Below are 24,660 nucleotides of genomic sequence, written 5' to 3'. Positions count from 1 at the left end.
GAAGACGCACCAACAGGTGAGACGTGCCGCCGGGCGCCGACCGGCCGCGCGGGCGGGGAAGTGTCCGGCCGACGGCATAGACTCGGACTGCGATGCATCCTCTCTTCGACATCCCCGCGTCCCCGCCTGCGCCGGAGTCCCGGCCGACCCCGCCGCGCCGCCCCGGGGCCCCCGGGTCGGACCCGCAGGCCCTCCTCGACGGCCTGAACGGCCCCCAGCGGGACGCGGTGACCCACGCCGGCTCCCCGCTGCTCATCGTGGCCGGCGCCGGCTCCGGCAAGACCCGGGTGCTGACCAACCGGATCGCCTACCTGCTCGCCGCCCGGGACGTGCATCCCGGCGAGATCATCGCGATCACCTTCACCAACAAGGCCGCCGGCGAGATGAAGGAGCGGGTGGCCGCGCTCGTCGGCCCGCGCGCCCGGATGATGTGGGTGTCGACGTTCCACTCCGCGTGCGTACGCATCCTGCGGGCCGAGCACGAGCACGCCGGCCTGAAGTCGACGTTCTCGATCTACGACGCGGACGACTCGCGCCGGCTGATGCAGATGGTCGCCCGCGAGCTGGACCTGGACCCGAAGCGCTACCCGGCCCGGGGTCTGGCCGCCCAGGTGTCGAACCTGAAGAACGAGCTGGTCGACCCGGAGGAGTTCGCCGGCCGGGCCAAGGGGCCGAACGAGCGGGCGCTGGCCGAGGCGTACACGCTCTACCAGCGGCGGCTGCGCGAGGCGCACGCGCTGGACTTCGACGACCTGATCATGACCACGGTGCACCTGCTCCAGTCGCACCCGCACGTGGCGGAGAGCTACCGGCGGCGGTTCCGGCACGTGCTGGTCGACGAATACCAGGACACCAACCACGCCCAGTACGTGCTGATCAAGGAGTTGGTCTCCGGCACCGAGGGGATCCCGCCGGCCGAGCTGTGCGTGGTCGGTGACGCCGACCAGTCGATCTACGCGTTCCGCGGCGCGACCATCCGCAACATCCTGGAGTTCGAGCGGGACTTCACCGACGCCCGCACGATCCTGCTGGAGCAGAACTACCGCTCGACCCAGACCATCCTCAACGCGGCGAACGCGGTCATCGACCGCAACACCTCGCGCAAGCCGAAGCGGCTGTGGAGCGACGCCGGGGCCGGGGAGCAGATCGTCGGGTACGTCGCCGACACCGAGCACGCCGAGGCCGACTGGGTCGCCCGCGAGATCGACCGGCTGGTCGACGACGGCGACACCCGCCCGGGCGACGTGGCCGTCTTCTACCGCACCAACGCCATGTCCCGCGTGTTCGAGGAGGTGTTCATCCGGGTCGGCCTGCCCTACAAGGTGGTCGGCGGGGTGCGCTTCTACGAGCGCAAGGAGGTCCGCGACGCGCTCGCGTACCTGCGCGCGGTGGTGAACGACGACGACACGGTCAGCCTGCGGCGGATCCTGAACACCCCGCGCCGGGGCATCGGCGAGCGGGCCGAGGCGTGCGTGGAGGCGCTGGCCGCGCGCGACCGCATCTCCTTCGGCGCCGCGCTGCGCCGGGCCAAGGACGCACCCGGCATCTCCACCCGGGCCGCGAACGGCATCGCCGAGTTCGTCGCGCTGCTCGACGCGGCGCGGGAGCTGGCCGCCACCGGCACGCCGGAGGAGGTGCTGGAGGCGGTGCTGACCCGCTCGGGTTACCTGGCCGAGCTGGAGGAGAGCCTCGACCCGCAGGACGCCGGCCGGGTGGACAACCTCCAGGAGCTGGTGAGCGTCGCCCGGGAGTACACCGAACGGATCGAGGCGCTCGGCGCCGAGGACGAGCGGGCCACCCTGGCCGGGTTCCTGGAGCAGGTGGCCCTCGTCGCCGACGCCGACCAGATCCCCTCCGACGACCCGGACCACCAGGGCGTGGTCACGCTGATGACGCTGCACACGGCCAAGGGCCTGGAGTTCCCGGTGGTCTTCCTGACCGGCCTGGAGGACGGCGTCTTCCCGCACCTGCGCTCGCTCGGCGACACCCGGGAGCTGGAGGAGGAGCGGCGGCTGGCGTACGTGGGCATCACCCGGGCCCGCCAGCGTCTCTACCTGTCCCGCGCGGTGACCCGGTCGGCGTGGGGCGCGCCCGCGTACAACCCGCCGTCGCGGTTCCTGGAGGAGCTGCCGCCGGAGCTGGTCCGCTGGGAGCGCACCGAGGGGTCGTACACCTCGTGGGGTGGCGGGGGCGGCGGCGTCGGCGGCCGGGCGGACCGCCTGGGCCGCGGCGGCTTCGCCGGCGGCACGCCGAAGGCGACCGAGCTGGCGAAGCGGCTGGGCGTGGACGCCAGCCGGCTGTCCACGGCGAGTGAGCTGAAGCAGGCCCCGAAGGTCTCGGCCGGGGACCGGGTCAACCACCAGCGGTACGGCCTGGGCCGGGTGCTGGCGGTGGAGGGGGCCGGGCCGGGCGCCCGGGCGCAGATCGACTTCGGCGACCAGACGATGTGGCTGGTGCTGCGGCACGCCCCGATCGACAAGCTCTGAGCGTGAGCGGGCCCGGTCCGGCTCGTGGCCGGACCGGGCCCTGCCCCTGTCGTGGCGCGGTCAGCAGGCCACGTCGATGCCCCGTGCGCGCAGGAACGGCGCCGGGTCGATCTGGTTCCACATGGCGCCCTGGTGCACCTCGAAGTGCAGGTGCGGGCCGGTGGAGTCGCCGGTGGAGCCTTCGTAGCCGATGACCTGACCGGCGGTGACCTTGTCGCCCACGGCGACGGCGAGCCGGCTCTGGTGGGCGTAGTGGGTCAGGTAGCCGTTGTGGTGGTCGATGAAGACCGAGATGCCGTAGCCGTCGCCCACGTCGCCGGCCTTGACCACGGTGCCCGCCGCGGCGGCGTGGATCGGGGTGCCGGCCGGCATGGCGAAGTCGATGCCGGCGTGCTGGGTGCCCCAGCGGGGCCCGTAGCAGGACGTGATGTCCGCGCCCTTCATCGGGATGACCCAGGTCGGCTTCTTCGCCACCGCCTTCTTCGCCACGGTCTTCTTCGGCTTGGGCTTGGCGGTGGCCGTCTTCTTCGGCGCCGGGGTGGTCGCGCTCGGGCTCGGCGCGGGGCTGGCGGGGACGGCGGACGGGGTGATCGGTTCGCGGGCCGAGCGGTCGGCGCGGGCCGCGTCGTCGACGCGGGCCTGTACGCCGAGGTCGACGGCGGCCGGCGTCGGCGCGGACCGGTCGGCGACGGTGACCACGCCGCCGATGCCGAGGCCGAGCAGGGCCACCGCGCCGGTGACCACGTATGCGGTGCGCCGGGCGCGGCGCGGACGCCGGTGCCGGGCGGGAGCGTTGTCCGGGGTGGGGCTGCTGTGCTGCACGGGATCCTTCACCAGTCGAGGGGCACGTGACCACGAAATACTGGTGTCGGCGCAGGTGGTGGCGGGTATCGGGTGGCCGGAGCAATGGCTGCGGGCCGTCGCGGCGTGCCCGGTTGCGGACCGGACGGGCGGTTCATCGGCGAAGACGATCACCTACCGATGTGGTCCCGCTCACACCGGCGGGTGTGACGTGGCAGACTTCCGCCAAACGAAACCGCCCGGATCGTGTGATCCGGGCGGTGACGGGGCGTACTGAGCGTCAGGAGGCGGCTACGTCGCCGTAAATCGCTTCGATTTCGAGCTGGATGTCCACTCCGCGCTCCTTGAGGAACGCCACCGGGTCCTGCGGCTGGCCCTTGACATGGATCTCCAGGTGCAGGTGGGAGCCGTAGGAGTGGCCGGTGTTGCCGACCAGGCCGAGCTGGTCGCCGGCCTTCACCTCCTGGCCCTCCTTGACCGACACGGCGGAGGAGTGGCCGTAGATGGCCTCGGTGCCGTCGGAGTGCTTCACGATCACCGCGTAGCCGTAGCCGCCGAACCAGCCCGCCTTGGTGACCGTCCCGGCGTGGACCGCCTTGTACGGCGTGCCCTCCGGCGCAACCAGGTCGATGCCGGTGTGCAGCTTGCCCCAGCGCATGCCGTAGGGGGACTTGAAGTCGTAGCCGTGCAGCGGCAGGAGCCACGGGTCCTGCTCGGTGATCTTGCTGTCGGTGCGGTCGGACCGGGACGCGCGGTCGGCGCTGTCGGCACGGGCCGCCGCGTCCTGGCTGGCGACCGAGGCCTGCCGGAGCTCGTCGAGGACCGAGGGGTTGACGCTCTTGGCGTCAGGAAGGGCGTTCGCGCCGATGGCGACGATGCCGGCGCCGACGAACGCGGTGGTGACCACCGCCGCGTAGCGGCTCCGCGGGGGGGTGGGTACGCGACGGCGGCCGCGATAGCGATCGGGCTCAGACGACAGGCGCTGGCGCACGCACACCCTCCGTTGTCGGGGATCCGATGCGACTCCGGACCGTTCGGTGAAGCTCGGTGGAACCTCCGGTGTCGCGTCGTCACCCGTCCGTGGACCTGATGACAACCGTGGACACGTTAGCCAACTGCCACTCCTGTCACAAGCCGAAGCGCCGAACTGGCGATTCGTTATGTCCGTTTCCATCCTGGCTTGTCATGTCTCGTGCCGCCGGTCGGATGGGCCTCCGACTGTCCATTCGTCGCGGACAGTGACCGATCGGCGGAGGTGTCCGGCTTTCCGCGTCCGCGCCTGAGCGGTAGGAGGGTAGCCCGGGCGTGGGACGGTCCGGGCCCCGCTTTCCGCCCCCCGCTCCGCCGGGTTACCGTTCGTTCAGGTCAGTGTCCTGGTGAAAGGTGTGCGCAGATGAGCTCTCGTATCCGGGTCGTCGTCGCGAAGCCCGGCCTGGACGGCCACGACCGGGGCGCGAAGGTCGTCGCGCGTGCCCTGCGCGACGCGGGCATGGAGGTCATCTACACCGGCCTGCACCAGACGCCCGAGCAGATCGTGGAGACCGCCATCCAGGAGGACGCGGACGCGGTCGGCCTGTCCGTGCTCTCCGGCGCGCACATGACGCTGTTCAAGCGCGTCCTCGAACTGCTCGCCGAGCGCGAGGCCACCGACATCGTGGTGTTCGGCGGCGGGATCATCCCCGAGGCCGACCTGCCGGAGCTGGAGCGGCTCGGCGTCGCGAAGATCTTCACCCCCGGCGCGACCACCGGGTCGATCGTCGAATGGGTGCGGGAGAACGTGGCCCAGCCGGTCGGCTGACCCGCCGCATTTGCGGCTCCGGGCACGGGGGAGGGGCCGGACGCACCCCTCACACGCCCGGCCCCTCTATGCACGATGCCCCGCCGCCACCCCTCGACCGACAGGGCATCGGCCGCTCCCGTCGTCGCGCTTGACCAGCGCTCCGACATCACACTCAACGACGCCCCCGACCGGCGGTTACGCCCGGTCCGGCACATCCCCCGGACGGCTGACAACCGCGGCCGCCGCCGCGTGCCGGCGCCGCCGGAAACCGGTGCCGGCCGAAGAGGGCTGTGCATTACCGCACACCCCGCACCCGCTCGGTTGCCGCCGGTTCCCATCTCGTTAGGCTGCGGCAAATGGCCTGTCTCTTCTGATGACAGGCGTCAAACTGATTTTCCAACGCTGGTGGCGGCGCGACGGCGCGCCGCGGAGACGGGACGGGACGCGCAAACGTGGACCTGTACGAGTACCAGGGGCGGGACCTGTTCGAGCGGCACGGCTTGCCCGTGCTCGCCGGCGGCGTCGCCACTACCCCGGAGGAGGCCCGCGCGATCGCCGAACGCCTCGGCGGTCGGGTGGTCGTCAAGGCGCAGGTGAAGGTCGGTGGCCGCGGCAAGGCCGGCGGCGTGAAGCTGGCCGAGGGCGCGGAGGAGACGGTGGCCCGGGCCACCGACATCCTCGGCATGGACATCAAGGGTCACACCGTCCACAAGGTCATGATCACCGTGACCGCGGACGTGGCCGAGGAGTACTACTTCTCTTACCTGCTCGACCGGGCGAACCGCACCTTCCTCTGCATCGCCAGCGTGGCCGGCGGCATGGACATCGAGCAGGTCGCCGCCGAGACGCCCGAGAAGGTCGTCAAGGCTCCGATCGACGCCAACACCGGCGTCGACGAGGCGAAGGCCCGGGAGATCGTCACCGCGGCCGGCTTCCCGGCCGAGGTCGCCGACCAGGTCGTCGACGTCGCGGTGAAGCTGTGGCAGGCGTTCGTCGCCGAGGACGCCACGCTCGTCGAGGTGAACCCGCTGGCCACCACCAAGGACGGCAAGCTGCTGCTCCTGGACGCCAAGGTCACGCTGGACGAGAACGCCGCGTTCCGGCACCCGGACCACGAGGCCCTGGTCGACCAGGCGTCGGTGGACCCGCTGGAGCAGGCCGCCAAGGCCAAGGACCTCAACTACGTCAAGCTCGACGGCGAGGTCGGCATCATCGGCAACGGCGCGGGCCTGGTCATGTCCACGCTCGACGTGGTCGCGTACGCGGGCGAGCGGCACGGCGGCGTCAAGCCGGCCAACTTCCTCGACATCGGCGGCGGCGCGAGCGCCGAGGTGATGGCGAACGGCCTGGAGATCGTCCTGTCCGACCCGTCGGTCAAGAGCGTCTTCGTCAACGTCTTCGGCGGCATCACCGCGTGCGACGCGGTCGCCAACGGCATCGTGCAGGCGCTGGCGCTGCTGGAGCAGCGCGGCGAGAAGGCCACCAAGCCGCTCGTCGTCCGTCTCGACGGCAACAACGCCGAGGCCGGTCGGGCGATCCTCGACGGCGCGGCCAACCCGCTGATCCAGCGGGTCGACACCATGGACGGCGCGGCCGAGCGGGCCGCCGAGCTGGCAGCTGCGGGGGTCTGACAATGGCTATCTGGCTGACCAAGGACTCCAAGGTCATCGTGCAGGGGATGACCGGTTCCGAGGGTTCCAAGCACACCCGGCGGATGCTCGCCGCCGGCACCAACGTGGTCGGCGGCGTGAACCCGCGCAAGGCCGGCACCACCGTCGACTTCGACGGCACCGAGCTGCCCGTCTTCGCGTCCGTCGCGGACGCGATGAAGTCCACCGGCGCGGACGTCACAGTCATCTTCGTGCCGCCGCAGTTCACCAAGGCCGCCGTGGTCGAGGCGATCGACGCCGGCATCGACCTGGCCGTGGTGATCACCGAGGGCGTGCCGGTGCACGACACCGCCGCGTTCTGGGCGTACAACAAGTCCAAGGGCGAGCGCACCCGGATCATCGGCCCGAACTGCCCGGGCATCGCCTCGCCGGGCGCGTCCAACGCCGGCATCATCCCGGCCGACATCACCGGCTCCGGCCGCATCGGCCTGGTCAGCAAGAGCGGCACGCTGACCTACCAGATGATGTACGAGCTGCGCGACATCGGCTTCTCCACCTGCGTCGGCATCGGCGGTGACCCGATCATCGGCACCACCCACATCGACGCCCTGGCCGCCTTCGAGGCGGACCCGGAGACCGACGCGATCGTCATGATCGGTGAGATCGGCGGCGACGCCGAGGAGCGGGCGGCCGAGTTCATCAAGGCCAACGTCACCAAGCCGGTGGTCGGCTACATCGCCGGCTTCACCGCCCCGCCCGGCAAGACCATGGGTCACGCCGGCGCGATCATCTCGGGCTCGGCGGGCACCGCCGACGCCAAGAAGGCGGCGCTGGAGGCGGTGGGCGTCAAGGTCGGCAAGACCCCGACCGAGACCGCCAACCTGATGCGGGAGCTCATGTCCGGCCGCTGAGCGGCCGTACCACGCGCCGAGGGGGCCGACCGGGGAACCGGCCGGCCCCCTCGCGTTCAGCGGTACCAGTACGGGTAGTACGAGTTGCCCCGGGCCCGCACGATGGCGCTGGCGACGATGTTGATCACACCGAACGCGATGGCCAGCCAGCCGAGCAGCTGCGACTTGCCGTTGCGCCGCGCGTCGCGGATCGACAGCGCGCCGAAGACGATGCCCAGGATGCCGCAGCAGAACAGGCCGAAGACGATGCCGAGGACGCCCCAGAGCGTGGTCCGGTCCCGGCCGACGGCCGGCGGCGGCGGTGGTGGCGGATACGGAGCGTGCACGGCTTCCTCCGAACGGTAGGCGCCGCGACGGGAATGGTCGCGTCTGAGGCCGAGGCTAGACCGGATCACCACCGCTGAGGCGGGGGTTCGGCGAACTCGCCGCGCTGCCGACCCGGTATCGGACTGCCGTCCTTCCCGCGGCGTGCCAGAGTAGACCCGATGTCACGTGTCACCCCTGACCAGCCACGCCGTCCGGCTTCCGGTCCCCGAGCCGGGGAACGGCCACCCGGCCGCGCCCGCCCGGCCGCGCGGGTGCCCGCGCCGCGCTCGGGCGAGGAGCCGCGCAGCCGGGCGCCGTTGCCCGTCGCGGCCGGGGTGGCGGCGCTCTGGGCCGCGCTGACCTCGTGGCTGCCGGTCTCCGTCGTGCTGGGCCTGGCCCAGCTCAGCGAGGACGCCGGCTCGCTCGGCGGCGCGCTGCGCGCCGGCCTGGCCGGCTGGCTGCTCGGGCACGGCGTGCCGCTGCAGACCACAGCCGGGCCGCTGGGCCTGATCCCGCTCGCGCTGAGCGCGCTCGCCGTCTGGCGGCTCACCCGCGCCGGCGTGCACGTCAGCCGGGCCGTCGGCGCGCGCGGGGCCGGCTCGCCCCGCCAGGCGCTCACCGTCGCGGCCGCCGTCGGGATCGCGTACGCGCTGCTCGGCGCGCTCGCCGCGTTCGCCGTCGACGCGGGCGGGCTGCGGGTCTCCCCGGTCACCGCCGCGCTCACGTTCGCCGCGTTCGGCGTGCCGGCCGCCCTGGTCGGGGCGCTGCGCACCACAGGCGTCTGGGCGCTGCTGACCGCGCGCTGCCCACCGCCGCTGCGCGACGGCCTGCGTACCGGCCTGGTCGCGGCGCTGCTGCTGCTCGGCGCGGGCGCGGGGGCGGCCGGACTGGCGGTGGCCACCGGCGGCGGCGACGCGGCCGACATGATCGGCGCCTACCGGACCGGAGTGGCCGGTCAGGCCGGCATCACCCTGGTCAGCCTCGCGTACGCGCCGAACGCCATCGCCTGGTCGGCCAGCTACCTGCTCGGTCCCGGGTTCGCCGTCGGCACCGACACCGCCGTCCGCACGAGTGAGGTGTCGGTCGGCGCGCTGCCGGCCGTACCGTTGCTGGCCGGCCTGCCGCGCGGCCCGATGGACGGGCTCGGCGCCGCGCTGCTCGCGGTGCCGGTGCTGGCCGCGATGGCGGCCGGCTGGCTCCTGGCCCGGCGGCTGATCCGGGCGGCCGCCGAGGAACGGGCCGATGTGGCCTGGCCGGCGCTGCTCGGGCCGGCCGCGCTCGCCGGACCGGTGGCCGGCGTGCTGCTGGGGCTGGTCGCGGCGGTCTCCGGCGGGCCGCTCGGCGGCGGACGGCTGGCCGAGGTCGGCCCGTCGCCCTGGCCGGTGGCGGTGGTGGCCACCCTGGTGATCGCGGTGGGCGCGGTACTCGGCGCGGCCGCCACCCGCACCCTGACCCGCCCGGCGCGTCCGGCACCCCCGCCCCGCGCCACCCCGGCGCCCCGCTGATCCGTCCGGCGCCGCGCGGGGAGAGAGACGCGCGAGGGGCGCCCGGCGGTTGCCGGACGCCCCTCGTTCGAACGACGGTCAGGCGCCGAAGTTGTTCATGTTGATCGCAGCGCCCGCGATGGCGCTGACGATGCCGACGACCACGCCGACGGCGCCGCAGATCAGGGCGGCCCGTGCCTGGCCGGCGTTGCTGGCCTCGCCCGCCTGGACCTTCTTCTGGCCGAGCACGCCGAGGACGACCGCCACGATGCCGGCCGGGACACCCAGCAGCGGGCAGCACAGGCCGAGCACGATCGAGGCGATGCCGACGATCATGCCGGCCAGGCCCATGGTGTTGTTCTGGCCCTGACCCTGCGCCGGGCCGGCCGGGTAGCCGGCGGTCGGGTACTGCGGCGCGGCACCGTACGGCGGCTGCTGCTGCGCGTACGGGTCCTGGCCGTAGGCGGGCTGACCCGAGGTGGGCTGGCCGTACGGCTGGCCCGACGTCGGCTGCTGCCCGTACTGCGGCTGCTGGCCGTACTGCGGGGCCTGCGGCGGCTGGGCGTACGGGTCGTTCGGCTGAGCGGTCGGGTCCTGGTTCGGCTGCTGGCCGTACGGGTCCTGGCCGGGGTAACCGGGCTGCATGTCTGGGTGCTCCTCAGGTTCGGTTCGGTTGTGCGTCAGTTGCTGCCGCTGTTGCCGGCGATACCAGCCAGGCCGCCGAGGAGGCAACATCCCACCACGATGATGGCGATCCAGGCCAGGCCGGCGATGAGGGCCCACTTGGACCACTTCTTGGACTCGGCGGCGGCAGCCTGGGCGCCGGCGTAGTCGCCCTGCTGGATCAGCGGGTTGACCTTCGACGCGTTGATGATGGCCGGGATCGCGAGCGGCCAGAACAGGAAGATCGCGACGATGGACATCGTCATGTTGTTGTCGATCTGCTGCGGCTGCTGCGGGGGGTATCCGGGCTGCATGCGACGTACTCCTCGGTCCGACGGCACGCGGCGTGCCGGATTCTTCGTGGGGGTGCGGGCCGGGCGCGAGGCCGGACACCGGGCGACCGGCAGCGTACCGCGAGCACGCCACCCGGGAGGTCAACCGTTGAGCCGCCGCCCCGAGGCCGGGGCGCCTGACCTGCCCGATAGGGTTGCCGCGTGACCGAGCCCGCGTCCGTCGCCCGCCTCGTCGTCCTCGTCTCCGGTTCCGGCAGCAACCTCCAGGCGCTGCTGGACGCCACCGCCGACCCCGGCTTCGGCGCCCGGGTCGTCGCCGTCGGCGCCGACCGGGACGGGATCGCCGGCCTGGACCGGGCCGCCGCCGCCGGCGTGCCGTCCTTCGTCGAGCGGCTCAAGGACCACCCCACCCGCGCCGACTGGGACAAGGCGCTCACCGCGCGGGTCGCCGAGCACCGGCCGGACCTGGTCATCAGCGCCGGGTTCCTCAAGCTGGTCGGGCCGGAGTTCCTGGCCGCGTTCGGCGACCGCTACCTCAACACGCACAACACGCTGCTGCCGGCGTTCCCCGGCATCCACGGCCCCCGTGACGCGCTGGCGTACGGCGTGAAGGTCACCGGGGCCACGCTGTTCTTCGTCGACGCCGGGATGGACACCGGGCCGATCGTGGCCCAGGTCGCCGTGCCGGTGCTCGACGGCGACGACGAGGACACGCTCACCGAGCGCATCAAGTCCGCCGAGCGGCGCCAGCTCGTCGAGCAGGTCGGCCGCCTGGTCCGTGAAGGCTGGACGATCACCGGAAGAAAGGTCACCATCCCGTGAACGCCACTGAGGACGCCGGCCGCCGCCCGATCCGGCGCGCGCTGGTCAGCGTCTACGACAAGACCGGCCTGGCCGAGCTGGCCCGCGCCCTGCACGAGGCCGGCGTGGAGATCGTGTCGACCGGGAGCACCGCGTCGACGATCTCCGGCGCCGGGGTGCCGGTCACGCCGGTCGAGCAGGTCACCGGCTTCCCGGAGATCCTCGACGGGCGGGTCAAGACGCTGCACCCGAAGATCCACGGTGGTCTCCTCGCGGACCTGCGCAAGGACGCGCACGCCGCCCAGCTCGACGAGCACAGCATCGCCGGCATCGACCTGCTGGTCTCCAACCTCTACCCGTTCCAGGCCACCGTCGCCTCCGGCGCCGACACCGAAGAGTGTGTCGAGCAGATCGACATCGGCGGCCCGGCGATGGTGCGGGCCGCGGCGAAGAACCACGCCTCGGTCGCGGTGGTGACCGACCCGGCCGCGTACCCGGCGGTGGTGGCCGCGCTCGCCGACGGCGGTTTCACGATCGCCCAGCGCCGGGCGCTCGCCGCCCGGGCCTTCGCCGACATCGCCGACTACGACGTGGCGGTGGCCGACTGGTTCGCCACCACCGTGGCGCCGGCCGAGGACGGCTGGCCGCAGTTCGCCGGGCTGGCGCTGCGCCGCCAGGCCGTGCTGCGGTACGGCGAGAACCCGCACCAGGCGGCGGCGCTCTACACCGATCCGGGCGCGCCGGCCGGGCTGGCCCAGGCCGAGCAGCTGCACGGCAAGGAGATGTCCTACAACAACTACGTCGACGCGGACGCCGCCTGGCGGGCCGCCAACGACTTCCCGGACCAGCCGGCGGTGGCGATCATCAAGCACGCCAACCCGTGTGGCATCGCGGTCGGCGCGGACGTGGCCGAGGCGCACCGCAAGGCGCACGCCTGCGATCCGGTCTCCGCGTTCGGCGGGGTGATCGCGGTGAACCGGCCGGTCGACGCGGCGATGGCCGGCCAGGTCGCGGAGATCTTCACCGAGGTGCTGGTGGCGCCCGGCTTCGACGAGGACGCGCTGGAGCTGCTGCGGGCCAAGAAGAACCTCCGCCTGCTGCGGGCGCCCGAGTTCGCTGTGCGGCCCGCCGAGTGGCGGCAGGTCAGCGGCGGCGTGCTGGTGCAGTCGCGGGACGCCGTCGACGCGCCCGGCGACGACCCGTCCGGCTGGACGCTGGCCACCGGCGACCCGGCCGACTCCGCGACGCTGCGCGACCTGGCGTTCGCCTGGCGGGCGGTCCGCGCGGTCAAGAGCAACGCGATCCTGCTGGCCCGCGACGGCGCCACCGTCGGCGTCGGCATGGGTCAGGTCAACCGGGTGGACTCGGCGCGGCTGGCGGTCAGCCGCGCCGGCGACGAGCGGGCCCGCGGCTCGGTCTGCGCCTCCGACGCGTTCTTCCCGTTCGCCGACGGCCCGCAGATCCTCATCGACGCCGGGGTACGGGCGATCGTCCAGCCGGGCGGCTCGATCCGGGACGAGGAGACCATCGCGGCCTGCAAGGCGGCCGGCGTCACCATGTACCTGACCGGGACGCGGCACTTCTTCCACTGACCAGGCCGTAGTCGCCCGGGTGCGTCGGTCGTCCACCCGACGGACGCACCCGGACGCCGGGCCGTTGCCCGCCGCCGGAACCGGTTGCTAGCGTGTGCGCGGCGACGATCGACCGTCTCCGCCGCCCGTGAGACCGGCAGGTGTGCCATGCGCGTTCGCGACCGGTTGACCGCCGTCGTCGTCACGCTGGCCTTCGTCCTGGCCGGACTGGGATCGGCCGCCGCGCCCGCCGTCGCACCGGCCCCCGCCCCGATCGTTGCCGCGCTCGCCGCCGCGCCGCCCGCCGATACGCCCGCCGCCGCGCCGCCTGCCGGAACGCTCGCCGCCGCGCCGTCCGCCGGAACGAGCCCGGTCGCGCTGCGTACCGCGTACCCCGGAATCTCCTGGTCGGAGCTTGCCGCCGGGCCGTGGCACGACCACGGCGGCGGCCTCGGCTACGCCGACGGACCGGACGACCTGGCCCCGGCCGCGCTCCAGCGCGTGGCCGGTCCGGCCGTGCCGGAACCCGTCGTGCCCGCGCCCCGGCCGCCGGTCGTGCCGCTGCCGCCGCGCGGCCCGCTCGCCGCGCGCGCCCCGCCGGCCGCCTGAGCCACGCCGGACCCGGGACCCGCACGCCGGGACACCTCACCCGAGCCGCACCGGACCGCCGCGTCGACCCGGCGGTTCCGTCGCGGGACACCGATCACGTACGGCGGCGCGCCTCAACGCCGCCGGGATCGCCCCGGGTCCACGCCCAACCCGCCGCAGCGGAGGCCCCGCCCCCTCTTCCTCCGGGGGACGGGGCCTTCGTCACGCTCACACGTCGGTGCGGACCTCGGCGAAGTGGCAGGCGCTGGGGTGCGGGTCCGCCGCCCGGGGCACGGTCTGCGGGTCCTGGACCGCGCAGACCTCCTCGGCCTTCCAGCAGCGGGTCCGGAAGTGGCAGCCGGACGGCGGGTCGGCCGGGCTGGGCACGTCGCCGCTGAGCCGGATGATGGTCTGCCGGTCGCGGGCCTCCGGATCGGGCACCGGGACCGCCGACAGCAGCGCCTGGGTGTACGGGTGGGTGGCCCGCTGGTAGATCTGCTCCTCGGTGCCGATCTCGACGATCCGGCCCAGGTACATCACCGCGACCCGGTCGGAGATGTGCCGCACCACCGACAGGTCGTGGGCGATGAAGATGTACGACAGCCCGAACTCGTCCTGGAGCTGCTCCAACAGGTTGATCACCTGGGCCTGGATGGAGACGTCGAGCGCCGACACCGGCTCGTCGCAGACGATGATCTCGGGCCGCAGCGCGAGCGCCCGGGCGATGCCGATGCGTTGCCGCTGGCCGCCGGAGAACTGGTGCGGGTACCGGTTGACGTGTTCCGGGTTGAGCCCGACCACGTCCAGCAGCTCCTGCACCCGCTGCCGCCGGCTGCGCTTCGGCGCCGCCTCCGGGTGGATCTCGAACGGCTCGCCGACGATGTCGCCGACAGTCATGCGCGGGTTCAGCGAGGTGTACGGGTCCTGCATCACCATCTGCATGTTGCGGCGCAGCCGGCGCAGTTCCGCCCCGCCGGCCCGGAGCAGGTCGCGGCCCTCCAGCGTGACCCGCCCGGCGGTGGGCGTCTCCAGGCGCATCAGCAGCCGGGCCAGCGTGGACTTGCCGCAGCCGGACTCGCCGACCACGCCGAGCGTCTCACCGCGCCGCAGCTCGAAGGAGACGCCGTCGACCGCCTTGACCTGGCCGATGGTCTTCTTGAACAGCACGCCCTGGCTGATCGGGAAGTGCTTGACCAGGTGGTCGACGGAGAGGATGGTCTCGCCGCGCACCTTCGTGGCGTCAGCCGGCGCTGTCATCGTGCACCTCCTGCGCGAAGTGGCACGCGCTGGTCCGCCCGTCGCCGAGCACCAGGTCGTGCGGCACCTCGTCCACACAGACCTGCTGGACGTACGGGCACCGGGGGTGGAACGGGCAGCCGGAGGGGATCGCCATCAGGTTCGGCGGCAGGCCGCGGATGCTCGACAGCTCCTGGCCGCGCACGTCCAGGCGCGGGATCGACTCCAGCAACCCCTTCGTGTACGGGTGGGCCGGCGCCCGGTACAGCGCGTGCACGTCGGCGTGCTCGACGATGCGGCCCGCGTACATGACCGCGATCCGGTCCGCGACACCGGCGACCACGCCCAGGTCGTGGGTGATCAGGATGAGCGCCGTGCCGAGGTCGCGGCGCAGGTCGGCCAGGAGGTCCATGATCTGCGCCTGCACCGTCACGTCCAGCGCGGTGGTCGGCTCGTCGGCGATCAGCACCTTCGGGTCGAGAGCCAGCGCCATGGCGATCATGACCCGCTGGCGCATGCCGCCGGAGAACTGGTGCGGGTAGTCGCCGAGCCGCTTCGCCGCGGCCGGGATCCGGACCAGGTCCATCAGCTCGATCGTGCGCCTGCGTGCGTCGGCCCGGGACATCCCGGCCCGCTCGCGCAGCGACTCGCCGATCTGCCAGCCGACCGGGAAGACCGGGTTCAACGCCGACAGCGCGTCCTGGAAGATCATCGCGATCTCGGTGCCCCGGATCTGACGGCGTTCCTCCTCCGGCCGGGTCAGCAGGTCCCGCCCCTGGTAGAGGATCTGCCCGCCGCGCACGTACGCGGGCGGGGTGTCCAGGATGCCCATGATCGCCTGGGCGGTGACGGACTTGCCGGAGCCGGACTCGCCGAGCACCGCGAGCGTCTCCCCGGCGTCCAGGTGGTACGTCACCCCGTTGATGACCCGGGCCACGCCCTCGCGGGTGCGGAACTCGACGTGCAGGTCCCGTACCTCCAGCAGGTGCCCGCCCGGCGGGGTGGGCGAGGCCGGCGTGGGCCGGGCCGACGACTGGGTCATGGGTTGTCACCGCAGCTTCGGGTCGAAGGCGTCGCGGATCGCGTCGCCGAGCATGATGAAGGCGAGCACGGTCAGGGCGAGGAAGGCCGACGGCACGATCAGCGGCGTCGCCGACTCGCGCATGTGCACCCGCCCGGCGTCGATGTCGATGCCCCAGGAGATGGTCGGCGCCTTCAGGCCGATGCCGAGGAAGCTCAGCGTCGCCTCGGCCGCGATGAACGAGCCGAGCGCGATGGTGAGCACCACGATGGCCGGGGCGAGCGCGTTCGGCAGGATGTGCCGCCACATGATCCGCCCGTTGCCGGCCCCCAGCATCCGGGCTGCGGCCACGTAGTCCTGCTCCCGGGCGGTGATCACCGAGGAGCGGACCACCCGGGCCGCGGTGGTCCACCCGAGCAGCGCCAGCACGAAGATCACCGCGAACAGCCGTACCGTGTCGCCGCTGGTGCTGACCCGCTTGAGCAGCACGATCGCGGCGAGCAGCAGCGGGATGCCGAGCACGATGTCGATCACCCGGGAGAGCACCGCGTCGACCCAGCCGCCGAAGTAGCCGGCGAGCATCCCGACGACGAGCGCGATCACGCCGGTGATCAGCGCGGAGAGCGCCCCCACCAGCAGTGAGGCGCGGGCGCCGTAGACCGCGCGGGCGAACGTGTCGCAGCCCTGGAAGTCGTACCCGAAGATGGCCCCGCCGGACGGCCCGGCGTGCTGGCGGGAGAGCACGCAGTCGCGCGGGTCGTTCGCGGCGAACAGCCCGGGGGCCACCGCCATCGCGGCGACGAGCACCACCAGGAGCAGGCTGATCCAGAAGACCGGGTTGCGGCGCAGGTCCCGCCACGCGTCCCCGGCCAGGCTGCGGGCCCGCTCCGGCCGCCCGGCCCGGCCGGGCGTGCCCGGTTCGCCGGAGACGCCGCGCCGCGCCGCCTGGTTCTCGGTGGCCGCCACCGTCTCGAAGTCACTCATAGCGGATCCTCGGGTCGAGGACGGCGTAGAGCACGTCCACCACCAGGTTGGAGAGCAGGTAGACCACGACGAGCACGCTGACGATGCCGACCACCAGGGGGCCGTCCTCGGTGCGGATGCCGCGGAACAGGTTGAAGCCGACGCCGGGCACGTTGAACACGCCCTCGGTGATGATCGCGCCGCCCATCAGGTTGCCCAGCTCGACGCCGAGGAAGGTGATCACCGGGATGAGCGAGTTGCGCAGCACGTGCACGCCGACGATGCGGCGTCGCCGCAGGCCCTTCGAGCGGGCGGTGCGGACGTAGTCGGCGCGCAGGTTCTCGGTCACCGAGGTACGGGTCAGCCGCAGCGCGGTGGCCAGGGACAGCGAGCCGAGCACGATGCCGGGCAGCAGCAGCGCGTAGAAGGAGGGTTGCGCTCCGGCGGTGGGCGGGAAGATCGGCCACCGTACGCCGAGGAAGTACTGCGCCAGCGGCGCGAGCACGATGGTGGGTATGCCGAGCACCAGCAGCGTGAGCACGAGCGTGGCGTGGTCGAACACGCCGGAGCGGCGGATGGCCGCGATCACGCCGGCGGTGACTCCGAAGATCACCGTGACCGCCATCGCGATCACCGCCAGCTTGAGGGTGACCGGCCAGGCGGCGGCGAGGATGTCGCTGATCTGCCGCCCGGTCAGCGACTGCCCGAGGTCACCCTGGACCAGGCCGCCGAGGTAGTTGAAGTAGCGGTAGAAGAAGCCGCCGATCCCTGTCGCGTCCAGGTGGTACTTCTCGGTCAGGTAGGCCCGCTGCGCGGGGGTCACCGGCCGCTCCCCGGCGAGGGCCTGGATCGGGTCGCCCTGCCCGGCGAACATCAGCGCGTAGACGATCAGAGTGGTCCCGAAGAAGGCGAGGACCATCTGCAGGAGTCGCCGCAGGATGAAGCGGAGCATGCTGGCAAGTCTGCCGAAAACGGCGTAAATGTGGGCCAATGCCAGGGCCGGGCCACCCGGTGGGGGTGGCCCGGCCCGTCAGCAGGGTGTCAGGCGAGTTCGATCTTCAGCAGGTCCACCCGGTCGAAGAGGTCCACGTGGACGTTCTTGACCTTGGTCGAGTGGCCGAAGTTGTTCTGCCCGTACCGCAGCGGGATCACCGGCATGTCCTGCGCGAGCAGGTCCTCCGCCGCCTGGTACTTCTTGATCGCCTCGTCCTCGGTCGCCGCGCGGGCGCCCTCGGCGAGCAGCTTGTCGAACTCCGGGTTGCTGTAGCCGTAGTAGTTCGACGAGCCGGTGCTGCTGTACAGCGGGCCGAGGTAGTTCTCCATGGACGGGTAGTCCATGACCCAGCCCATCCGGAACAGGCCGACCGGCTGCTTCTTCTTGACCTTGGTCAGCAGGTCCGCGAACTTCGGCTCGGCGGTGCCGACGCAGTCCACGCCCAGGTTGGCCTTGAGCTGGTTGCAGGTGGCGTCGATCCAGTCCTTGTGGCCGCCGTCGCCGTTGTAGGACAGCTCGATCTTCTTCGGGCCGCCCGCGGCCTCGTACATGGCCTTGGCCTTGACCGGGTCGAACGCGCCCGCGGTGCCGATGGTGTTCTCCCGGTAGCCGGCGACCACCGGCGAGACGAACGAGCGGGCCGGCCGCTGCGAGTCCTTGAAGATCGACTTGGTGATCTCGTCCCGGTCGATCGCCATCGAGATGGCCTTGCGCACCTCGGGCTTGCTGAACTCCTCCTGGAACGTCGGGAAGGCCAGCACCTGCAGCGACGAGGCCGGGCTCTCCTGGTAGCGGTCGCCCAGGTCGGTCGCGGCGGTGGACAGGTTCTCGGTCGGGATCGTCTTGATCACGTCGAGGTTGTCCGACAGCACGTCCGCGTACGCGGCGGTCGGCTGCTGGTAGATGCGGAACTCGACACCGGCGACCTTGGGCTGCTGGCCCGGGAAGGCGTCGTAGCGCTCCACCTCGACCTTGGCGTCGTGCTGCCAGCTGCCCTTCATCTTGAACGGGCCCTGACCGATCGGGGCCTGCTCGTAGCCCTCGGCCAGTACGCCCGGCGCGGAGAAGGCCGCCTTGGGCAGCGGGTAGAAGGCGGTGTAGCCGAGCATCGACTTGAAGTCCACGTACGGCTCGTTGAGCGTCACGGTGAAGGTCAGGTCGTCGACCTTCTGCAGGCCGCTGAGCGTCTTCGCCTTCGGCGTCTCGCCCTGGAGGTCGTCGTAGCCGGCCACCTTCTCGAAGAAGTAGCTGGAGTTCTGGCCGTTCGGGGCGTACGCGCCGTAGTTCCAGGCGTCGATGTAGTTGTCGGCGGTGACCTTCTCGCCGTTGTGGAACGTGTAGCCGGGCTTCAGCTTGATCGTCCAGACCTTGTTGTCCGACGTCGTCACCGAGTCCGCCGCCACCTCGTGCGGCTTGTTCGCCTCGTCGTAGTCGACGAGCGGGCTGAACAGGGCCGACAGGACCTGGGAGCCGCTCGTCTCGTTGGTGTTTGTGGGCACCAGGTGCTGCGGCTCGGCGATCTCGATCCGCACGGCCGCGTCGGGGTTGCCGGCACCGCCGCTGCCGCCGCCCGAGCCGCAGGCCGTCAGGCCGAGCGTCACCGCGAGCGGGAGCGCGGCCCAGGCCGCGAGCCTACGAACACGCATGGGGTCTCCTCATCTCCTCACGCTGCGCGGTCGTCCCGACGTTGGGTGACTCTGCGCAACGAGCGGTAACGGTAGGTCGCGGTTCGGCCCATCGACAACTGGCGCGTGGTTGATCGATGACGGATCGTGTTCGCCCTGTCTTGTCGTTGCCGCTCGCGCGTGCTAAACCTCGCTCCTGCCTGGTTCTTTCCTGGTTGCCTCTGTTCCGGTCCGCGCGTGGCCGGGCGGTCTGCGACGGCTGTTCCCGCTGTCCGGTCCCTGCCCGTCCGGGTGTGACCGGGCTGCGGCGTCACCGTGATTGGTGACTCTCCGTGACTTAGCGCACGTTGCGCAGCGTGATCGTCGGCCGTCGTCGTCCGGGCCCGCCAGCGGGCGTGAGACGATCACGACGTGACGGCGACGATCCTGGACGGCAAGGCCACCGCGGCGGAGATCAAGGACGAGCTACGGGCCCGGGTCAAGGCGCTCGCGGAACGCGGCATCACCCCCGGCCTCGGCACGGTGCTGGTCGGGGAGGACCCCGGCTCCCAGGCGTACGTCAACGGCAAGCACCGCGACTGCGCCGAGGTCGGCATCGCCTCGCTGCGGGTCACGCTGCCCGCAGACGCCACCCAGGAGCAGCTCGACGCGGCTCTGGCCGAGCTGAACGCCGACCCGGCCTGCCACGGCTACATCGTCCAGCTCCCGCTCCCCGGGCACCTCGACACCCAGCGCGCGCTGGAGTCGATCGACCCGGACAAGGACGCCGACGGGCTGCACCCGGTCAACCTGGGCCGGCTCGTCCTCGGGTACGACGCTCCGCTGCCCTGCACCCCGCGCGGCATCGTGGAGCTGCTGCGCCGCCACGACGTGCCGCTGCGCGGCGCGAACGTGGCCGTCGTCGGCCGGGGCAACACGGTCGGCCGTCCGCTGGGCCTGCTGCTGACCCGGCGCAGCGAGAACGCCACGGTGACGCTCTGCCACACCGGCACGCTCGACCTCGCCGCGCACACCCGCGCCGCCGACGTCGTCATCGTCGCCGCCGGCGTACCGGGTTTGCTCACCGCCGACATGGTCAACCCGGGCGCGACAGTGGTCGACGTCGGCATCACGCGCGTGATCGGCGACGACGGCAAGGGCCGCTACACCGGCGACGTCGACCCGGAGGTCGCCGAGGTCGCCGGCAAGCTCGTGCCGATGCCCGGCGGCGTCGGTCCGATGACCCGGGCGATGCTGCTCACCAACGTGGTCGAACGGGCCGAGCGGGCGGGCTGACACCCACCCAGGTCATAACCGTCCGCCCCTGGCCCGATCGGTGCCAGGATGGCTGATACGGTCCGGAAAACCGACTGGGATCAGGGAGTGGGACGACCATGGGTAAGAAGGTCACTGTCGTCGGCGCCGGCTTCTACGGCTCGACCACCGCACAGCGCCTGGCCGAGTACGACGTCTTCGACACCGTCGTGATCACCGACATCGTGGAGGGCAAGCCGGCGGGTCTCGCGCTCGACCTCAACCAGTCCCGCGCGGTCGAGGGCTTCGAGACCAAGGTTGTCGGCGTCACCACCGGCCCGAACGGCGAGGGCTACGACGCCATCGAGGGCTCGGACGTGGTCGTCATCACCGCCGGCCTGCCGCGCAAGCCGGGCATGAGCCGGATGGACCTGCTGGAGACCAACGCCAAGATCGTCCGGCAGGTCTCCGAGAACGTCGCCAAGTACGCGCCGAACGCCGTCGTCATCGTGGTGTCCAACCCGCTCGACGAGATGACCGCGCTGGCCCAGCTCGCCACCCAGTTCCCGAAGAACCGGGTGCTCGGCCAGGCCGGCATGCTGGACACCGCCCGCTTCACCAACTTCGTCGCCGAGGCGCTGAGCGTACCGGTGAAGTCGGTACGGACCCTGACGCTCGGCTCGCACGGCGACACGATGGTCCCGGTGCCGTCCAAGAGCACCGTGAACGGCAAGCCGCTGCGTGACGTCATGCCGGCCGAGCAGATCGAGGAGCTGGTCGTCAAGACCCGCAACGGTGGCGCCGAGGTCGTCGCGCTGCTCAAGACCGGTTCGGCGTACTACGCCCCGTCCGCCGCCGCGGCCCGGATGGCGAAGGCAGTGGCCGAGGACTCCGGCGAGGTCATGCCGGTCTGCGCCTGGGTCGACGGCGAGTACGGCATCTCCGGCGTCTACCTGGGCGTCGAGGCCGAGATCGGCGCCGAGGGCGTGAAGCGGGTCGTCGAGACCGACCTGGACGCCGACGAGCTGGCCGCGCTGAAGGAGGCCGCCGAGGCCGTCCGCGCCAAGCAGGGCGACGTCGCCAGCATGTGAGCCCGACCAACTGCGCAGAAGGCCCGCCGGCTTCCGCCGGCGGGCCTTCCGCTGTCCCGCCCGCGTCTCTCCCCGCCCTCCCAGTTCTCCCCGCTCTCCCCGTCGATCATGAAGTTGACGGCGTATTCGATCTCCAATTCCGCCGCCAACCTCATGATCGAGCCGGTCGGGGGTGGGGGGTGAAGGGAGCGGTCAGGTGGGGAGTGGCCAGGGTGGCGGGGGAGAGGGTTGCCAGCAGGGTCGTGCGGGAGTGGCGGGCTTCGTCCGGGTCCACCTCGTGGGCGTACGCCAGCTCCGGGGCGACCAACTGGATCGCGTGCACGAGCAGGTCGCCGGTGATCAGGAGGCGCTCGTCGTCCGCCTCGATGAGCACCGACTGGTGACCCGGCGTGTGGCCTGGGGTGTGCAGCAGCCGTACCCCCGGGGTGAGGGGCGTCTCGCCGTCGACCACCCGCAGGCGGCCGGCGGCGCGCAACGGCCCCAGCAGCCGGGCCGGCAGCTCCGGGTGGAACAGCTCCAGCGCGTCCAGCTCGGCGCGCTGTACCAGGTGGTCCGCGTTCGGGAACAGCGCGCCGGCCCAGCCCACGTGGTCGGTGTGCAGGTGGGTGAGGACCACGGTGCGGACGTCGGCCGGATCGATCCCGGCGGCGGCCAGCTCGGCCGGCAGCCGGCCGGGGACCGGCGCCCAGCTCGCGGCGAGCGAGTCGGCCGGGCCGATGCCGGCGTCGACGAGCGTGACCGGCCCGTCGCCGGTCCGCACCGCGAACGCGCGGAACCGCAGCCACCACCGGCCGTCGGCGGTGACGGCGCCCGGGTCGAGCCGGTCGGCAGCCGCCCAGTGCGCCTGGGTGGCGCCGGGAAACGCCTCGCCGCGGGGCTGGAAGAAGGGCCCCTCGCCGTCGGACAGCGCGGTGACCGTGATAGACCCGAGGGTGCGGCTGCGCGGCATCGCACGATGATGCCAGCGGGTCGCGGTACGGCGCAGCCCGCTTTTCCGGCGGCCCACCCGGGCCGCCTGGGGACTGCCGGCCAGTTTCCAGTACGCTCGTACTGCTTGAGCACGTGTCCCCCGAGAGGAGCGCCGGCCGATGGCGAAGATCAAGGTAAACAACCCGGTCGTGGAGATCGACGGCGACGAGATGACCCGGATCATCTGGAAGCAGATCCGGGAGCAGCTGATCCTGCCCTACCTCGACGTCGACCTGCACTACTACGACCTGTCGATCCAGCACCGTGACGCCACCGACGACCAGGTCACCGTCGACGCCGCCAACGCCATCAAGGAGCACGGCGTCGGCGTCAAGTGCGCCACCATCACCCCGGACGAGGCCCGGGTGGAGGAGTTCGGCCTGAAGAAGATGTGGCGGTCGCCGAACGGCACCATCCGCAACATCCTCGGCGGCGTGGTCTTCCGCGAGCCGATCATCATGTCGAACGTGCCGCGGCTCGTCCCGGGCTGGACCAAGCCGATCATCATCGGCCGGCACGCGCACGGCGACCAGTACAAGGCCACCGACTTCGTCGTCCCCGGCCCGGGCACGGTGACCATCACCTACACCCCGGCCGACGGCGGCACCCCGATGGAGATGGAGGTCGCCAACTTCCCCGGCGGCGGCATCGCCATGGGCATGTACAACTACGACGAGTCGATCCGGGACTTCGCCCGCGCCTCGTTCCGGTACGGCCTGGACCGCAACTACCCGGTCTACATGTCCACCAAGAACACCATCCTCAAGGCGTACGACGGCCGGTTCAAGGACATCTTCGCCGAGGTGTTCGAGAACGAGTTCAAGGCCGAGTTCGAGGCCGCCGGCCTCACCTACGAGCACCGGCTGATCGACGACATGGTCGCCGCCGCGCTCAAGTGGGAGGGCGGGTACGTCTGGGCCTGCAAGAACTACGACGGTGACGTGCAGTCCGACACCGTCGCGCAGGGCTTCGGCTCGCTCGGCCTGATGACCTCGGTGCTGCTCTCCCCGGACGGCCGCACCGTCGAGGCCGAGGCCGCCCACGGCACCGTCACCCGGCACTACCGGCAGTACCAGAAGGGCGAGAAGACCTCGACCAACCCGATCGCCTCGATCTACGCCTGGACCCGGGGCCTGGCCCACCGGGGCAAGCTGGACGGCACCCCGGCGGTCACCGAGTTCGCGAACACGCTGGAGAAGGTCATCGTGGACACCGTCGAGGGCGGCCAGATGACCAAGGACCTCGCGCTGCTCATCTCGCGGGACGCCCCGTGGCTGACCACCGACGAGTTCATGAACGCGCTCGACGAGAACCTGGCGCGCCGGCTCGCCGCCTGACGTGTAAGGAAGGGCCCCTTCTTAACGCCTCGCGTTGTAGAAGGGACCCTTTTTAAGGGTCTTGTGACGTGTCTGTGGGTGGTTGGGCGCGTCGTTGATGGCGCACGCCGTTGTCCTGCCTAGGTTCTGGCTTGTCGAAGGTCAGAACTTGATGGGCGGGAGAACGGCGTGCGTTCTGCCAGGGTATGGGCTGGGCTGCTCGGGGTCGAGCAGGCGGTTGTCGAGGGCGTGGAGTTCGATCCGGTCGAGTCGGTGGTGGTGGCTCGGGTGCGGGTGCGTAAGGGCGCGTCGCGGCGGTGTCCGCACTGTCGTCGGCGGTGTGCCCGCTATGACGCTGGGGTTCGTCGTCGGTGGCGGGCGTTGGATCTGGGCGTGGTGCGAGCGGTGATCGAGGCGCACGTGCCGCGGGTGTCGTGTCCGGAGCACGGGGTTGTGGTCGCGGCAGTGCCGTGGGCTCGGCATGGGGCAGGGCACACCCGGGCGTTTGACCAGATGGTGTCGTGGTTGGCGGTGCATACCGCGAAGTCGGCGGTGTCGCAGCTGATGCGCATCAGTTGGCGCACCGTCGGGGCGATCGTGGCGCGGGTGTGGGCCGACACCGGTGCCGCGGTGGACCGCCTTGAGGGACTGCGCCGTATCGGCATCGATGAGATCAGCTACAAGAAGGGCCACCGCTACCTGACCGTGGTGGTCGATCATGACACCGGCTGGCTGGTCTGGGCCTCGCCCGGCAAGAGCGCGGCGACCCTCAACGCGTTCTTCGACCTGCTCGGCGATGAGCGGGCCGCGAAGATCACGCACGTGTCCGCCGACGGCGCGGACTGGATCACCACCGTTATCCGACGGCGCTGCCCGAACGCCGTGCGCTGCGCCGATGCATTCCACGTCGTGGCCTGG

At 71.9% G+C, this 24,660-nt stretch carries 23 protein-coding genes; 12 read left to right on the top strand and 11 right to left on the bottom strand.

The window, feature by feature from the left end:
• The first annotated feature begins 92 nt into the window (after nt 1-92).
• Complete coding sequence (gene pcrA / locus A4R25_RS10040) at nt 93-2,486, top strand: DNA helicase PcrA (RefSeq protein WP_064446564.1); 2,394 nt, start codon at nt 93-95, stop codon at nt 2,484-2,486.
• A 60-nt stretch (nt 2,487-2,546) separates the two neighbouring features.
• On the opposite strand, the gene A4R25_RS10035 is transcribed toward pcrA, so the two are convergent.
• Nucleotides 2,547-3,308 (bottom strand): M23 family metallopeptidase, encoded by a 762-nt coding sequence (locus A4R25_RS10035; protein ID WP_176722804.1) that lies wholly within the window; start codon nt 3,306-3,308, stop codon nt 2,547-2,549.
• 259 nt (nt 3,309-3,567) lie between these two features.
• Nucleotides 3,568-4,278, bottom strand: a complete 711-nt coding sequence (locus tag A4R25_RS10030; protein WP_043328356.1) for a M23 family metallopeptidase — start codon at nt 4,276-4,278, stop codon at nt 3,568-3,570.
• A gap of 402 nt (nt 4,279-4,680) precedes the next feature.
• Between A4R25_RS10030 and A4R25_RS10025 the strand changes: the two genes are divergently transcribed.
• From A4R25_RS10025 to sucD, 3 genes are all read left to right on the top strand, one after another.
• The gene (locus tag A4R25_RS10025; protein ID WP_030501512.1) at nt 4,681-5,085 is read left to right on the top strand and encodes a cobalamin B12-binding domain-containing protein; all 405 of its coding nucleotides are present in this window, start codon (nt 4,681-4,683) and stop codon (nt 5,083-5,085) included.
• Between the two features lie 434 nt (nt 5,086-5,519).
• Nucleotides 5,520-6,698: an ADP-forming succinate--CoA ligase subunit beta gene (gene sucC / locus A4R25_RS10020; RefSeq protein ID WP_043328357.1), complete on the top strand. Its 1,179-nt coding sequence runs from the start codon at nt 5,520-5,522 to the stop codon at nt 6,696-6,698.
• 2 nt (nt 6,699-6,700) lie between these two features.
• Complete coding sequence (sucD, locus tag A4R25_RS10015; protein ID WP_030501510.1) at nt 6,701-7,588, top strand: succinate--CoA ligase subunit alpha; 888 nt, start codon at nt 6,701-6,703, stop codon at nt 7,586-7,588.
• A 56-nt stretch (nt 7,589-7,644) separates the two neighbouring features.
• On the opposite strand, the gene A4R25_RS10010 is transcribed toward sucD, so the two are convergent.
• The gene (locus tag A4R25_RS10010) at nt 7,645-7,914 is read right to left on the bottom strand and encodes a hypothetical protein (RefSeq protein WP_043328358.1); all 270 of its coding nucleotides are present in this window, start codon (nt 7,912-7,914) and stop codon (nt 7,645-7,647) included.
• Between the two features lie 159 nt (nt 7,915-8,073).
• On the opposite strand from A4R25_RS10010, the gene A4R25_RS10005 reads away from it, so the two are divergent.
• The gene (locus A4R25_RS10005; RefSeq protein ID WP_043328359.1) at nt 8,074-9,399 is read left to right on the top strand and encodes a DUF6350 family protein; all 1,326 of its coding nucleotides are present in this window, start codon (nt 8,074-8,076) and stop codon (nt 9,397-9,399) included.
• A gap of 78 nt (nt 9,400-9,477) precedes the next feature.
• Here the strand turns inward: A4R25_RS10005 and A4R25_RS10000 are convergent, their stop codons facing one another.
• Together A4R25_RS10000 and A4R25_RS09995 are read right to left on the bottom strand one after the other, a co-directional pair.
• Nucleotides 9,478-10,023, bottom strand: coding sequence for a DUF4190 domain-containing protein (locus A4R25_RS10000; RefSeq protein WP_043328360.1), 546 nt, complete (start codon nt 10,021-10,023; stop codon nt 9,478-9,480).
• A gap of 35 nt (nt 10,024-10,058) precedes the next feature.
• Nucleotides 10,059-10,355, bottom strand: coding sequence for a CD225/dispanin family protein (locus A4R25_RS09995; protein ID WP_043328361.1), 297 nt, complete (start codon nt 10,353-10,355; stop codon nt 10,059-10,061).
• Nucleotides 10,356-10,535: 180 nt separating this feature from the next.
• On the opposite strand from A4R25_RS09995, the gene purN reads away from it, so the two are divergent.
• From purN to A4R25_RS09980, 3 genes are all read left to right on the top strand, one after another.
• A complete protein-coding gene (purN, locus tag A4R25_RS09990; RefSeq protein WP_064446563.1) occupies nt 10,536-11,156 on the top strand; it encodes a phosphoribosylglycinamide formyltransferase in 621 nt (206 codons plus the stop codon).
• The gene (gene purH, locus A4R25_RS09985; protein WP_064446562.1) at nt 11,153-12,727 is read left to right on the top strand and encodes a bifunctional phosphoribosylaminoimidazolecarboxamide formyltransferase/IMP cyclohydrolase; all 1,575 of its coding nucleotides are present in this window, start codon (nt 11,153-11,155) and stop codon (nt 12,725-12,727) included. The genes purN and purH overlap by 4 nt, the downstream gene beginning before the upstream one ends.
• Before the next feature lie 147 nt (nt 12,728-12,874).
• Complete coding sequence (locus tag A4R25_RS09980) at nt 12,875-13,315, top strand: hypothetical protein (protein ID WP_064446561.1); 441 nt, start codon at nt 12,875-12,877, stop codon at nt 13,313-13,315.
• 207 nt (nt 13,316-13,522) lie between these two features.
• On the opposite strand, the gene A4R25_RS09975 is transcribed toward A4R25_RS09980, so the two are convergent.
• The 5 genes from A4R25_RS09975 to A4R25_RS09955 all read right to left on the bottom strand — a co-directional run bounded on the left by A4R25_RS09975 (nt 13,523) and on the right by A4R25_RS09955 (nt 19,154).
• Complete coding sequence (locus A4R25_RS09975) at nt 13,523-14,551, bottom strand: ABC transporter ATP-binding protein (protein WP_064446560.1); 1,029 nt, start codon at nt 14,549-14,551, stop codon at nt 13,523-13,525.
• Entirely contained in the window at nt 14,535-15,572 is a 1,038-nt protein-coding gene (locus A4R25_RS09970) for an ABC transporter ATP-binding protein (RefSeq protein WP_064446559.1), read from the bottom strand. Before A4R25_RS09970 ends, A4R25_RS09975 begins: the two co-directional genes overlap by 17 nt.
• A 6-nt stretch (nt 15,573-15,578) precedes the next feature.
• Nucleotides 15,579-16,535 (bottom strand): ABC transporter permease, encoded by a 957-nt coding sequence (locus A4R25_RS09965; protein WP_064446558.1) that lies wholly within the window; start codon nt 16,533-16,535, stop codon nt 15,579-15,581.
• Nucleotides 16,528-17,466 carry an ABC transporter permease gene (locus A4R25_RS09960; RefSeq protein WP_064446557.1) on the bottom strand — a complete coding sequence of 313 codons (939 nt, stop codon included), beginning with the start codon at nt 17,464-17,466 and terminating at the stop codon, nt 16,528-16,530. The genes A4R25_RS09965 and A4R25_RS09960 overlap by 8 nt, the downstream gene beginning before the upstream one ends.
• Nucleotides 17,467-17,555: 89 nt before the next feature.
• Nucleotides 17,556-19,154: an ABC transporter substrate-binding protein gene (locus A4R25_RS09955; RefSeq protein ID WP_064446556.1), complete on the bottom strand. Its 1,599-nt coding sequence runs from the start codon at nt 19,152-19,154 to the stop codon at nt 17,556-17,558.
• Nucleotides 19,155-19,544: 390 nt separating this feature from the next.
• Between A4R25_RS09955 and A4R25_RS09950 the strand changes: the two genes are divergently transcribed.
• The gene (locus tag A4R25_RS09950; protein ID WP_043328369.1) at nt 19,545-20,408 is read left to right on the top strand and encodes a bifunctional methylenetetrahydrofolate dehydrogenase/methenyltetrahydrofolate cyclohydrolase; all 864 of its coding nucleotides are present in this window, start codon (nt 19,545-19,547) and stop codon (nt 20,406-20,408) included.
• A gap of 98 nt (nt 20,409-20,506) precedes the next feature.
• Nucleotides 20,507-21,457: a malate dehydrogenase gene (gene mdh / locus A4R25_RS09945; protein WP_064446555.1), complete on the top strand. Its 951-nt coding sequence runs from the start codon at nt 20,507-20,509 to the stop codon at nt 21,455-21,457.
• A gap of 151 nt (nt 21,458-21,608) precedes the next feature.
• Here the strand turns inward: mdh and A4R25_RS09940 are convergent, their stop codons facing one another.
• On the bottom strand, nt 21,609-22,406 hold the full coding sequence (locus A4R25_RS09940; protein ID WP_064446554.1) for an MBL fold metallo-hydrolase: 798 nt from the start codon (nt 22,404-22,406) through the stop codon (nt 21,609-21,611).
• Nucleotides 22,407-22,545: 139 nt separating this feature from the next.
• Here A4R25_RS09940 and A4R25_RS09935 point away from each other — a divergent pair, with 139 nt between their 5' ends.
• Both A4R25_RS09935 and A4R25_RS31075 read left to right on the top strand, forming a co-directional pair.
• Nucleotides 22,546-23,763, top strand: a complete 1,218-nt coding sequence (locus A4R25_RS09935; RefSeq protein ID WP_043328372.1) for an NADP-dependent isocitrate dehydrogenase — start codon at nt 22,546-22,548, stop codon at nt 23,761-23,763.
• Between the two features lie 168 nt (nt 23,764-23,931).
• Nucleotides 23,932-24,660 (top strand): transposase (locus A4R25_RS31075; protein ID WP_197494888.1); only part of this gene is annotated, 729 nt, incomplete at its 3' end.

The organism is Micromonospora sp. NBRC 110037, assembly GCF_001652995.1.
Lineage (GTDB): Bacteria > Actinomycetota > Actinomycetes > Mycobacteriales > Micromonosporaceae > Micromonospora > Micromonospora chalcea.
The sequence above is the reverse complement of the archived record's forward strand: the minus strand, read 5'-3'. Positions and strand labels throughout refer to the sequence as shown.